8 protein-coding genes are annotated in these 13,235 nt (G+C 62.1%); 7 read left to right on the forward strand and 1 reads right to left on the reverse strand.

The window, feature by feature from the left end:
- The first annotated feature begins 17 nt into the window (after positions 1–17).
- Together ABD903_RS10100 and ABD903_RS10105 are read left to right on the forward strand one after the other, a co-directional pair.
- Entirely contained in the window at positions 18–3,236 is a 3,219-nt protein-coding gene (locus tag ABD903_RS10100; RefSeq protein WP_345223832.1) for an efflux RND transporter permease subunit, read from the forward strand.
- 158 nt (positions 3,237–3,394) lie between these two features.
- Positions 3,395–3,601 carry a heavy-metal-associated domain-containing protein gene (locus ABD903_RS10105; protein ID WP_345223835.1) on the forward strand — a complete coding sequence of 69 codons (207 nt, stop codon included), beginning with the start codon at positions 3,395–3,397 and terminating at the stop codon, positions 3,599–3,601.
- Positions 3,602–3,860: 259 nt separating this feature from the next.
- Here ABD903_RS10105 and ABD903_RS10110 read toward each other — a convergent pair whose 3' ends face one another.
- Positions 3,861–4,886: a DUF1259 domain-containing protein gene (locus ABD903_RS10110; protein ID WP_345223836.1), complete on the reverse strand. Its 1,026-nt coding sequence runs from the start codon at positions 4,884–4,886 to the stop codon at positions 3,861–3,863.
- Positions 4,887–5,095: 209 nt separating this feature from the next.
- Here ABD903_RS10110 and ABD903_RS10115 point away from each other — a divergent pair, with 209 nt between their 5' ends.
- From ABD903_RS10115 to ABD903_RS10135, 5 genes are all read left to right on the forward strand, one after another.
- A complete protein-coding gene (locus tag ABD903_RS10115; RefSeq protein ID WP_345223839.1) occupies positions 5,096–7,270 on the forward strand; it encodes a bifunctional alpha,alpha-trehalose-phosphate synthase (UDP-forming)/trehalose-phosphatase in 2,175 nt (724 codons plus the stop codon).
- An 81-nt stretch (positions 7,271–7,351) separates the two neighbouring features.
- Positions 7,352–8,278 carry a mechanosensitive ion channel family protein gene (locus ABD903_RS10120; protein ID WP_345223841.1) on the forward strand — a complete coding sequence of 309 codons (927 nt, stop codon included), beginning with the start codon at positions 7,352–7,354 and terminating at the stop codon, positions 8,276–8,278.
- 53 nt (positions 8,279–8,331) lie between these two features.
- A complete protein-coding gene (locus tag ABD903_RS10125) occupies positions 8,332–9,678 on the forward strand; it encodes a DUF2254 domain-containing protein (RefSeq protein WP_345223842.1) in 1,347 nt (448 codons plus the stop codon).
- Between the two features lie 81 nt (positions 9,679–9,759).
- The gene (locus ABD903_RS10130) at positions 9,760–10,056 is read left to right on the forward strand and encodes a DUF202 domain-containing protein (RefSeq protein WP_345223844.1); all 297 of its coding nucleotides are present in this window, start codon (positions 9,760–9,762) and stop codon (positions 10,054–10,056) included.
- A gap of 368 nt (positions 10,057–10,424) precedes the next feature.
- Positions 10,425–12,986: a DUF5916 domain-containing protein gene (locus ABD903_RS10135; RefSeq protein WP_345223846.1), complete on the forward strand. Its 2,562-nt coding sequence runs from the start codon at positions 10,425–10,427 to the stop codon at positions 12,984–12,986.
- Positions 12,987–13,235: the final 249 nt, after the last annotated feature.

Raw genomic sequence — 13,235 nt, forward strand, 5'->3', positions numbered from 1 at the left:
CTTTTGCTTTTCCTCCGATGCTCGATAACATCATTCGCTTTGCCCTGCAGAACCGGCTGCTGATGCTGGCCTTTGCCGTGGGCCTGCTGGTGGCCGGCTCGTACACCGCGCAGCAACTGCCGGTAGATGTACTCCCCGACCTCGACCGCCCGCGCGTAACCGTGTTCTTGGAAGCGCCCGGCATGGCCCCCGAGGAAGTAGAGGCCCTGGTCACGCTGCCCGTGGAAACCTCGCTTAACGGGGCCACGGGCGTGTCGGCGGTGCGCTCCAATTCGGCTATTGGCTTGGGCATGGTGTTCGTGGAGTTCGAGTACGGCACCGACATTTTCACTGCCCGCCAGATTGTGTCGGAGAAAATGCAGACCGTGAGCGGGCAGCTGCCGGAAGGCATTACGCCGGTGCTGGGACCCATTTCTTCGGTTATGGGCCAGATTATGCTGGTGGGCATGACCGGCGACACCACCTCGGCCGCCGACCTGCGCACCCTAGCTAATTACACCGTGCGCCAGCGCCTGCTCAGCATTCCGGGCGTGGCGCAGGTTATTCCCATCGGTGGCGACAACCTACAGTACCAGGTGCTGCTGGACATGCCTCGCCTGAACGCCACCGGCATTACCGTAAACCAGGTGGAAGACGCGCTGCGTCGCTCCAACCTGAACACCACCGGCAACTTCTTCGACCGCAACGGCTCCGAGGTGCTCATTCGCAACCTGGGCCGGCTGCGGTCGGTGGCCGATATCGAGAACATCATTGTGGGCTACCGCGACCAGTCGCCGGTGCGCGTGGCCGATGTGGCGCGGGTGGATTTCGGGGCCCGTTTCAAGCGCGGCGACGGCAGCGTAAACGGCCGGCCCGCCGTGATTCTGAGCATCGAAAAGCAGCCCGGCGCGGCCACGGTGGGCCTGACGGCGGCCGTGGAAAAAGCCCTGGTGGAGCTTAAGCCTTCGTTGCCGAAAGACGTGCAGCTGAACACGCGCTTGTTCAAGCAGTCGGAGTTCATTGAGTCGTCGATTAGCAACGTGGAGGAAGCCCTGCGCGACGGTGCCATTCTGGTGGTGATTGTGCTGTTCGCTTTCCTGCTGAACGTGCGCACCACGTTTATTTCGCTAGTGGCCATTCCGTTGTCGTTGCTGGTTACGGCGCTGGTGTTCCGCTTTGCCGGCATCAGCATTAACACCATGACTTTGGGCGGCCTGGCCATTGCCATCGGCGAACTGGTGGACGACGCCATTGTGGACGTGGAAAACGTGTACCGGCGCCTGCGCGAAAACCGCCTGCTGGCCCAGCCCAAACCGGTGCTGCAGGTGATTTACGCGGCCTCCTCGGAGGTGCGTAACTCCATTGTGTACGCCACCATTATTGTGGTGCTGGTGTTTCTGCCGCTGTTTGCGCTGGAAGGCATGGAGGGCCGCATTTTCGCCCCGCTGGGCATTGCCTATATCACCAGCATTGTGGCGTCGTTGTTTGTGTCGCTCACCATTACGCCGGTGCTGTGCTACTACCTGCTGCCCAAGATGAAGGCCATCGGCCACGCCGAAACCGACGGGCCGCTGGTACGCTGGCTCAAGCGCAAAGACACGCGCCTGCTAAACTGGGGTCTGGCCCACCCGCGGCCGGTGCTGGGCTTCACGGCCGCCCTGTTTCTGCTGGCCGCCGCCATGATTCCCTTCTTCGGCACCGAGTTTCTGCCGCCTTTTAACGAAGGCTCCCTCACAGTAAACTTTTCGGCCCCGGCCGGCACGTCGCTGGCCGAATCCAACCGCCTGGGTACGTTGGGCGAGCAGCAGATGCTCAAGATTCCCGAGGTGGCCTACACCGCCCGCCGCACCGGCCGCGCCGAGCTGGACGAGCACGCGGAATCGGTGAACAATTCGGAAATTGAGGTGGCGTTCAAGACTGAAGAAGAGCTGGAAAAACAGGGCCTTGAAATGCGCAGCCGCGACGAAATCCTGGCCGACATGCGCGACAAGCTCGGCCTGATTACGGGCGTGAACGTGAACATCGGCCAGCCCATTTCCCACCGCCTCGACCACCTGCTTTCCGGCGTGCGGGCGCAGGTGGCCATTAAGGTGTTCGGCAACGACTTGCTGGAGCTGCGCCGCTACGCCAACGAGATTCGCGAAGCCGCGGCCACCGTGCCCGGCGTGGTGGATTTGCAGGTGGAAAAACAGGTACAGATTCCGCAGCTGCTCATCCGGCCCCGCGAACAGGCGCTGCGCGCCTACGGCATGGAGCGCGGTGAAGTGGTGCAGGACCTGGAAACGCTGTTCCAGGGCTCGGTGGTGTCGCAGATGCTCGATGGGCAACGGCGCTTCGACCTGATTGTGAAGCTGCCCGAAGCCGAGCGCAACAACATCGAAGCCATTGGCAACACCCGCATTGAAACGCCCACCGGCGCCCTCATTCCGGTAAGCCAGGTAGCCGACATTGTGTACGAGCCGGGCCCGAACACCATCAACCACGAAAACACCCAGCGGCGCATCACCATCTCGCTGAACGTAGCCGGGCGGGATTTGGGCTCTACAGTGAAGGAAATCCAGCAGCGCGTAAGCCAGCAGGTGCAGTTGCCGTCGGGTTATTACCTCACGTACGGCGGGCAGTTTGAGAGCCAGCAGTCGGCTTCACAGAAGATTCTGTGGCTGAGCTTGTTTTCGCTGGCCGGCATTTTCCTGGTGCTGTACTCGCACTTCAAGTCCACCTACATGGTGTTGCAAATCATGCTCAACATTCCGCTGGCCCTCATTGGGTCGGTGGCGGCGGTGCTGCTCACGGGCGGCACGTTTAGCATTGCCTCGCTCGTGGGTTTTATCACGCTTACCGGCATTGCCTCGCGCAACGGTATCATGATGATTTCGCATTATATCCACCTCGTGGAGCACGAGGGCGAAAAGTTCGGCTTGCCCATGATTGTGCGCGGCTCCCTGGAGCGCCTGGTGCCGGTGCTGATGACGGCCCTGGTGGCGGCGCTGGCCCTGGTGCCGCTCACGCTGGCGAAGGACGCGCCGGGCAAGGAAATTCTGTACCCGGTTGCCACCGTTATTCTCGGCGGCCTGCTCTCCTCCACTTTCCTCGACATCATTGTAACGCCCGTGGTGTTCTGGCTGGTGGGCGAAAAAGCGCTGGCCCAGTACTTCGCCAACCACCGCGCCACCGGCCTGGAGCCCCAGCAGCGGGAGCTGGACGCGCAGCCGCTCACGCCGCTTTCCGACCAGAACCCGGTGCTGCCGGCGCACTAGCCGCTAGGCTTCGAAACCGGTTTGCCTCGTCCGAATTTTGCAAATGCGCGGCGGAATTCTGTGGCAGGAACGGACTCCTTCGGTGCGAGCTTTGCATGCGTAAAGCAGTGCGGCACTGCGCCGTTGACCTTCTTGCTTTAACTCTCATTTCCAAGCCGATGAAAACCCTGCAATTCAAAACCAACATCAACTGCGGCAACTGCCTGCGCGCCGTAACACCCACCCTCAACGACGAAAAAGCCATTGAAAACTGGCAGGTGGACACCACCACCCCCGACAAAATCCTGACCGTTTCCGGCGACGTAACCGCCGACCAGGTTGTGGCGCTGGTGGAAGAAGCCGGCTTCGAAGCCCAGCCTATTTAAGAGCTCAATAATTGAAAACCGTGCGGCACAGACGTTGACGCTAATAAGAACGTCATGTCGGGCGCAGCCGAGACATCTCGCGGGCTGACGTCCGATACTATTCTTCTCGTTCAACGAGGACTTTACTATCCGGCGAGATGTCTCGGCTGCGCTCGACATGACGGCCTATTAGCAGGGCGGTTTCGGCGCTCGACATGACCGGCTTTAATAGCGTCAACGTCTCGGCTGCACACTTTTTTACGGCCTCACTTCACCGCCGTCAATGCTTCATGGGCATGCGGCTTTTGTTCTTGCCCAGCTCGTTTAGTGCGGCCCGAAAACCGGTAGCCAGCTGCGCGGCGGGGCCGCGGCCGTAGTAGTGCAGAAACATCATGCGGGGCTGATCAAAAAGCATGTGGTTGTGCACGGCTACCACTTCCAGGTTGTGGGTGCGCAGGGCTTTAATGACGGGGTTTACCTCGTGCTCCAGCATGGCTATGTCGCCGGCAATGTGGGCGTCGGTTTGCTTGCCGGCAAAGGCGGCCCAGGAGTTCAGGCCGATGGCGGCCGTCATTTCCACGCCCATGTCGAGCACCGTTAAGTCGGCGCGGCCGATGGTGTACTTGTAGGTGGGGCCGTTCACGTTGCCCTGGTAGCCCACAATTTTATCCAGCGCGGGCACATCGAACAACTCTTTACCGGTGGGCGCGGCCGAGGCGGCCGGCGTGACATTATTGCCCGCCGGGGCCGATGTGGCTGCTGCGCTGGACGGCTGGTTGGCGGGCAGTAGCTTGGAGTTCTTGAGCGTGGCCGCAAACTTTTGGGCCAGCTCGGCGGGCGTGCCCATGCCGTGAATGTGCATGTAAAAGATGCGCGGCTCCTCGTAGAAAAAGTGGTTGTGCACCGCCCCTACTTCCAGCCCGTTGGCCAGCGCCGCCGACATCAGCGGGTTTACCTCTTCCTGCAGCAGCACCGTGTCGCTCATCAGCATGGCCGATTTGCCGTCGGTGGTTTTCTTGATGGCCACCCAACCGCCAAAGCCAAACGCAATGGGCACCGGCTCGCCCTTAATCGTCACTTTTAAATCGTTGCGCGGCAAGGAAGTGGTGTGCGTGGCCTGGGCTTCCACGTAGGTGCCCTTCTTGCCCAGGGCCGCCTCAATGGCGGCCTGCTCGGCGGCCGAAAGCGGCGGTGTTTTACCGGGGGCCGAGGCGCCCAGACCGGGCCGCGCGCCCAGCAACAGCGGCGTGGCAGCCAAGGCAGTCGTGCGAAGCCAGTCGCGGCGGGAAAAGTGGAAATCGGCCATGTGAACCAAACAAAATCGGGTGAGTAAGGGCCGTTTATACGGCGCAAAGCAGTGCGCGGCTGCTCCGCGAATTTCCCGCCCGCAGCACTTGCCGGAACGGTGCGCCGTGGGTTGAACGACGGCATCTGCGTGTTGGCTTTAGGCCTGAAAAATCGACCAAAACCGATTTTAAGCCGTACCCAAGGGTATTGTTCACCTGATTCTACCCGATGACCCGAACCATTATCGTCTCCAACCGCCTCCCTACCAAGGTACTCCGAACCGATGACGGCCTCGCCTTTAAACCGAGCGAAGGCGGCCTGGCCACCGGATTGGGCTCCATTTACAAGGCAGAAGGAAACGTTTGGGTGGGGTGGCCGGGCATGTTTGTAGAAGACGCGGCGGAGCAGGAATTCGTGACCGAGCAGCTGCGCGCCGACAGCATGGCCCCGGTGTTCCTCACCGAGTCGGAAATACGCGACTACTACGAGGGCTTCAGCAACGAAACCCTGTGGCCCACTTTCCACTACTTCAGCCAGTACGCCGTGTACGACGCCGCCACCTGGGAGGCGTACGTGGCCGTGAACGAGAAATTCTGCCAGGCCGTGCTGGCCCAATCGGGCCCCGACGATACCATTTGGGTACACGATTACCAGTTGCTGCTGCTGCCCCAAATGCTGCGCAAAGCGCGGCCCCAGGCCACCATAGGCTTCTTTCTGCACATCCCGTTTCCTTCGTACGAAATGGTGCGGGCGCTGCCGTGGCGCACGCAGCTGCTGGAGGGCATGCTCGGGGCCGACCTCATCGGCTTCCACACCTTCAGCTACATGCGGCACTTCCTTAGCTCGGTGTCGCAGCTGCTGGGCTTGCCTACGGTGAACGGGCAGATTGACACGCCCACGCGCTCGGTACAGGTGGATGCTTTTCCAATGGGCATTGACTACCAGCGTTTTGCCGATGCCGCCGCCTCCGAGGCCGCGCAGCAGCACGAGCAAGTGTATCGCGAGGCCCTGCACGGCGCCCGCATCGTGCTCAGCATCGACCGGCTCGACTACACTAAGGGCATTGCCGAGCGCCTGCGGGCGTTTGAGCTGCTGCTGCAACGCTTTCCCGAATGGCGCGGGCAGGTAAGCCTGATTATGGTGGTGGTGCCCTCGCGCGACCAGGTGGCGCAGTATCAGGCGCTAAAAGAGGAAATCGACGAGCTGGTGGGCCGCATTAACGCCCAGTACCGCACCATTGCCTGGAGCCCCATCCAGTATTTCTACCGCTCGTTTCCGCTGGAAGAGCTGGCCGCGCTGTACCGCATGGCCGATGTGGGTTTGGTTACGCCCATTCGCGACGGCATGAACCTGGTAGCCAAAGAATTCATTGCCAGCAAGCTGGATCGGCGCGGCGTGCTTATTCTGAGCGAGCGGGCCGGCGCCGCCCGCGAGCTGTCCGACGCCCTGCTCATCAACCCCTCCGATACCGATCAGCTGGTGCAAACCCTGCACGACGCCCTGGTAATGCCCGAGGAAGAGCAAACGCAGCGCATGGCCGAAATGCAGGCCCTGGTGCGCCGCTACGACGTGTTTGCCTGGACGCAGCTGTTCATGAGTCAGCTAACCGAGGCCAAGGCCCGCCAGCGCAACCTGGCCACGGTGCCCCTCGCGCCCACCGTGCGCGAGCAGCTAGTAGAAGACTACAACGAAGCTTCTCACCGCCTGCTGCTGCTCGATTACGACGGCTCCCTGATGCCCTTTCACAGCAACCCCCAGCGCGCCAAGCCCGACCCGGAGTTGCGCCTGCTCCTGCGCGCCCTCACCGATATTCCCCAGAACCGGGTGGTCATCATCAGCGGCCGTAACCGCGATACGCTGCAGGACTGGCTGGGCCACTTGCCGCTCGATATCATTGCCGAGCACGGCGTGTGGCTGCGCGCCGCCGGCGACGACTGGAGCCTGTTTCAGGAGCTGCGCGCCGACTGGAAGCAGCGTATCGGGCCGGTGCTGGAGCTGTACGTGAGCCGCACGGCCGGCTCGTTCATTGAGGAGAAGGATTTCTCCCTGGTGTGGCACTACCGCCGCGCCGACGCCGAGCTGGGCAGCCTGCGCGCCCGCGAGCTAACGCGCCACCTGAGCTTTCTTTCGGCCAACACCGACTTGCAGGTACTGGAGGGCGACAAGGTGGTGGAAATCAAGCACGCGGGCGTAAACAAAGGCACCGCCGCCGCCCGCTGGCTGAACACCTACCAGCCCGATTTTATCCTGGCCCTGGGCGACGACCGCACCGACGAAGACACCTTCCAGGCCATGCCGCCCTCGGCGTACACCGTGAAGGTGGGCCCGGCGCCCCGCTCGCAGGCCCGTTTCCACGTGCCCCGCACGGCCGACGTGCGCGACCTGCTGCGCAAGCTGCTGTAGGCCGGTGCGCGGGTTCAGGGCCAACCCTCACCGCCTTCAGCCGTTGGGTTAAGAGTCCTTTTTCACCAAACGCTCCCGCTTATGTTTGAGGAAATTACCACGGTAATCAATTCGTATTGGCGGCAGTTCCTGTTTGCGCTGCCCCGTTTGCTGGCGGCCGCGGTGCTGCTGGCGGTGGTCTGGATTGGCGCCGCGCGCCTGCGTACCTGGCTGGCCGCCCGCCTCCGCCAGCACTCCGACGACCCGCTGCTCACCGATTTCCTCACCCAGGTGGGCCGCTGGCTGCTCATGGGCTTGGGGCTGATGCTGGCCCTGAACATTCTGGGGTTGTCGGGCGTGGTGGGCGGCTTGCTGGCCGGCGCGGGCATTTCGGCCTTCATCGTGGGCTTTGCTTTCAAGGACATTGCCGAGAACTTCCTGGCCGGTATTCTGCTCGCTTTCAACCGCCCGTTTCGGGTAAACGACACCATTCAGATCAAGGACCTGTTCGGCCGCGTTACCAAGCTCAACCTGCGCTCCACCGACATCCTGACCTTCGACGGCCGCGACATTTCCATTCCCAACGCCATTGTGCTGAAGGAACCGCTGATCAACTTTACCCGCAACGGCTTTATCCGGCAGGATTTTACGGTGGGCGTGGACTACGACGACGATGCCGAAGCCGCCATTGCGCTGCTGCTGGAACAGGTGCGGCAGGAGCCGGAAGTCAGCCAGCAAAAAGGCCGGGAGCCGTTCGCCGTTATCGACGAGCTGGCGGCCAGCACCGTGAACGTAAAGGTGTTTTTCTGGACCGATACGAGCGACTACCGCCGCGGCGTGCTGGAGCTGCGCAGCCGCGTAATGAACCGCGTGAAAAGCGTGCTGCTGGCCGAGGGCTACGCCCTGCCGCCCGATATTCTGGAATTGCGCCTGCCGCCCAAAATGCCTCCCGTGCCCGTGCAGGTGGCCCTTTCCCCGAACGGCAGCCCGCCGGCCCCGCCGGATAGTCCACGCCACGCCACGCACTAAGCAGTACGCTCCCATTCTCATCAACCCCAGCCCGCGCCCTAATTCCCGAACCCATGAACCGACTCAAGCGCTGGTGGCTGGATTTGAACGCGAGCCTGTGGTTTCTGCCCGCGCTGATGGTGGCCGGGGCCATTGTGCTGGCCTTTGCGCTGGTGCTGGTGGATGCGCGCATCGGCCACGATTGGGTGGAAGACTACCCGCTGCTTTTCGGGGCCGGGGCCGACGGCGCCCGCGGTATGCTGGCGGCCATTGCCGGCTCCATGATTACCGTGGCGGCCCTCATTTTCTCGCTCACGGTGAGCACCCTGGCCCAGGTTTCCAGCCAGTACACCCCGCGCGTGCTGCGCAATTTCATGGGCGACCGGGCCAACCAACTGGTACTTGGCTTCTTCGTGAGCATTTTCGTGTACTGCCTGATTGTGCTGCGCACCATTCGGGGCGGCGATGAAGGCCGGTTTATTCCGTCGCTGGCGGCCCTCTTCGGGCTGGTGCTGGCGCTGGTAAGCATTGGGGTGCTCATTTTCTTCATTCACCACATTGCGTCCTCCATTCAGGCCTCGAACATTGTACGCAACGCCACCGACGAAACCGAGGCCGCCATCGAGCGGCTGTTTCCGCAGGAAATGGGCCAGGCCGCCAGCCCCACCGAAGCCCGCACCCTGCACCACGAAGCCCCGGACTTGCGGTGGCTGCCCGTGCGGGCCAACCGCACCGGCTACGTGCAGAGCATCGACGAAGACGGCTTGCTGAACCTTGCCCGCCGGCAGGATTCGGTGGTGCACCTGGCGCTGGGCATCGGCAGTTTTGTGGCCAAGGGCTCGGTGCTGCTGGAAGTAGCCCGCTACGGCCCCGCCACTCCGCTGCCCTCCGAAACCACAAGGGAATTGCGCGCCACGTTCAGCATCGGCAGCCAGCGCACCATTGAGCAGGACGCGGGTTTTGGGCTGCGCCAGATCGTGGATATTGCCCTCAAGGCTCTTTCGCCGGGCGTAAACGACACCACCACGGCCGTTATCTGCATCGACCACCTGGGCGCGCTGCTGGCGCTGTTGGCCACCCGGCAGTTTCCCGATTCCCTGCGCTCCGACACCGATACCAACCGGGTGCGGGTAGTGGCCCGGCAGCCCTCGTTTGCCGATTACGTGAGCACGGCCTTCGACCAGATCCTCACCAGCGGCCTGCAGAACGTGGCAGTATTGCTGCGGCTGCTCTCGGCCCTGAAAACCATTGCCGAGCGCACCTCCCGCCCCGAACGGCTGCAGGTATTGCGCCAGCAGAGCGAGCTGATTGCGGCGGCCGAGCAGCGCCTGACTTCCCCGCACGAATGGGAGCTGGTGCGGCAGCGGCTGTCCGAGCTGGAGCCGCTGCTCCGGCCCGTGCCGGCTGGCCAATCGGCTTAATCGAAACATCTTCCGGCCGGTAGGCGCGTAAAGCCCCCGAGCGTAATTCGCTTTCTGCCCCACGTTATTGCTTTGGCCCGCATGTACCCCACTTCCCCGCTAAACCCCACCCTGCCGCTGGACCTGCGCGACCAACTGGCGCTGGAACGCACCAAGCTGGCTAACGAACGGACGCTGCTGGCGTATTTGCGCTCGGCCCTTACGCTGGTCGTGGCCGGTTTTTCGCTGATGCAGTTTTTCCGCGGGCATTTGTACGTGTGGGTGGGCGCCGTGCTGGTGCCTGTGGGAGTGGCCGTGGCCGTGGCCGGCTGGCTGCGCTTTCGCTCGAAGCAAACCCGCATTCGGGCCGCGGCCCAGGCTGCCACAAAAGCGCAGTAACCATCTGTATACCAAGGCATAGCCTAGCCACAATAGCAGCAGGCGGCTTCACCTGCGAAATTATTTTTACCAAGCTTGTAACCTTCTCGGTTTAGTGCGGTGTCCACAGCCGAAAATTCCCAACTCCCCTTTTCGTTGGATTCGCTGACGCCCTTCTCCTGCTTACCGCAAATGCCCCTTTCCCGCCGGCTTAGCATGGGCTAAGCGCCCGGCTTGCCCGGCAACGCGGCGCCTACCTGTTCTGCATCCTCTCTACCGCCCGATTTCGGCGCCGGCTGCCCCGTTGTGCCCTTGCCGGCCGCGAACCTCTAGGCAGCCGGCACGGCCTGTCGCCTTCTCCAAAACCCTCTCTTTCAATTGCATTCGTTATGTCCGCTACCCTTACGCTACGTCTTGTTTCGCTGCTGATTGCCTTCGGAGCTGGCCTGGGGCTGGCCGCCGGCCAAACGCCCACCGTTACCGCGAAACCCGAAGCCGCGCTGGCGCCGAAAAAGCAGCTGGCGGCGGTGCGCATCAGCGGGGGCATCAAGCTCGACGGGGTGCTGGACGAGGCGGCCTGGCAGCAGGCGGGCGCGGCCACCGATTTTATTCAGAACCGGCCCAACCCCGGCCCGCCCGAGCGGCACAAAACGGAAGTGCGCATCCTCTACGACGACGCCAATCTGTACGTGGGCGCCATTATGCACGACGTGAGCCCCGACTCGATTTTGCGCGAATTCACGGCCCGCGACAACTTCGGCAACACCGATTTTATCGGCATTTTCCTCGACACGTACGCCGACAAGCTCAACGGCTACGGCTTTTTCGTGACCACAGGCGGGGTGCAGATGGACGCGCGCTACTCGCCCGCCGGCGGGGAGGACTTTAACTGGAACGCCGTGTGGGACTCCAGAACCAGCCTGCAAGGCACCGACTGGGTAGCCGAGCTGCGCATACCGTATTCGGCCATCCGCTTCAGCAACCAGCCCGAGCAGCGCTGGGGCTTGAACTTCATGCGCCAGCGAAAAAAGGAAAACCAAGCCTTCTTCTGGAACGAGGTGAAGCCCGAAGTAAATGGTTTCGTAAACCAGTGGGGTGAGCTGACGGGCGTGCGCGACATCACCCCGCCGCTGCGCCTCTCGCTCACGCCCTACGTTTCCAGCTACGTAAACGACGATCCGCTGCACAAAGAAGGCACCCGACGCACCACCACCAGCTTTAACGGCGGGGCCGATGTGAAGTGGGGTATCAACGAGAGCTTCACCTTGGACGCCACGCTCGTACCCGACTTCGGGCAAGTACAGAGCGACAACCAGGTACTCAACCTTTCGCCTTTCGAGGTGCAGTTCAACGAGAACCGGCAGTTTTTCACCGAGGGCACGGAGCTCTTCAACAAGGGCAACCTATTCTACTCCCGCCGCGTGGGCGCCACCCCCATTGGTTACTACGGCCTCTCCGATACCGACTCCACCAAAGTGGTGCGCAACCCGGCCGAAACGCGCCTGCTGAATGCCACCAAAGTATCGGGCCGTACCAGCAAGGGCTTGGGCATTGGCGTGTTTAACGCGCTCAGCAACGACGTGTACGCCACCGTGCGGCACAAGGAAAGCGGCGAAGAACGCGAGGTACTGACCCAGCCGTTCTCGAACTACAGCATTGCGGTGCTCGACCAGAGCCTGAAAAACAACTCCTACGTTTCGCTCGTCAACACCAACGTTACGCGGTGGGGCCGCACCTACGACGCCAACGTGACCGGCGGCCTGTTCCGCTTCGCTAACAAAAAGAACACCTACGCCGTGGATGGCAGCGTGGTGTACTCGCGCCGCCGCGGCACGGCCTTCAATTCCGAGCAGGAAATCAACGACCAGGACGGCTACAAATACACCATTGGGGTGGGCAAAACCAGCGGCAAATTCACCTGGGGCCTGAACCACCGCATCGAGTCGGATACCTACAACCCGAACGATTTGGGCATTCTGTTCGGCAACAACAACATCTCGCAGTCGATGTACGCGGCGTACCGGATTTACAAGCCGTTTTGGAAGGTCAACAACCTGAACATGTTCGGCGAGCTGAACCATAGCCTGCTCTACAAGCCCACACGCTACCAGAACATGGGCTACTACCTGGGCGCCAACACCACCTTTACCAAAAGCTTCCTACAAATGGGGTTCGACTTTAACGTGGACCCCAGGAACCATGATTTTTACGAGCCCCGCCAGTACCCACTGGGCGAGTATTACGTGCGCGTGCCCGGCAGCACGAGCTTGGTGTATTTCATCAACATGGACCCGCGCAAGAAATTTCAGCTGAACTGGAACGTGGGCGCCCGCGTGTACGGCCTCGACGAACGGCTGCCCCGCGAACGGCGCACGCGCTACAGCTTCGGGGCCTACCCCCGCTACCGCGTGAACGACCACCTCACGTTCCGTTACAACATCGACTGGAGCCTGCAAAACAACCAGATTGGCTACGTGAACGGCGGCATGAGCAGCACCGAGTCGCTCGATGAGCCTTTCCGGGGCCAGGTGGTGCTGGGCCGTCGCGACGTGGCCACGGTCTCGAACGTGCTGTCGGTGGCCTACACGTTCACCAACCGCATGTCGTTTACGCTGCGGGCGCGGCACTACACCAGCAACGTGCGCTACGCCGATTTTGCGCGCCTCACGCCCGGCGGCTACGAAGAGCTGATCGACTACCGCCGCAACCGCGACAACACCTACAACGCCTTCAACGTGGACGCGGTGTACTCGTGGTGGTTTGCGCCCGGCTCGCAGGTGAGTATCGTCTGGAAAAACGCGGGTTCCACGTATTTACTGGCCGAAGAAGCCACGCCGCAGTACTTCAACAATTTCAACAACACCATAAACACGCCGCACAACAACTCCCTGTCGGTGAAGGTGCTGTACTACCTCGATTACCTGGACCTGCGCCGCAAGCGCACCCGCTAAACCGCACTCCCCGCAGGTTGCCCAAACCGCTACCCAGGCGCTACCCACATTCGCCCGGCCGGCCTCCGCACTTTGTGCGCGGGGCCGGCCGGGCTTTTTAGCGCCGACGGCCGCCACGGCCCGGCAAAGACCTGACGTTTATTGGGTAGCCAGATGATATAAATCATTCCTTTCGCCTCGCCCATCCGCCATTTTTGCTTCAGAAACGGGCCTGCCGACGCCGAAGCCAGTGGCCGGCCACGCTCCCGA

The organism is Hymenobacter koreensis, assembly GCF_039541855.1.
Taxonomy (GTDB): domain Bacteria; phylum Bacteroidota; class Bacteroidia; order Cytophagales; family Hymenobacteraceae; genus Solirubrum; species Solirubrum koreensis.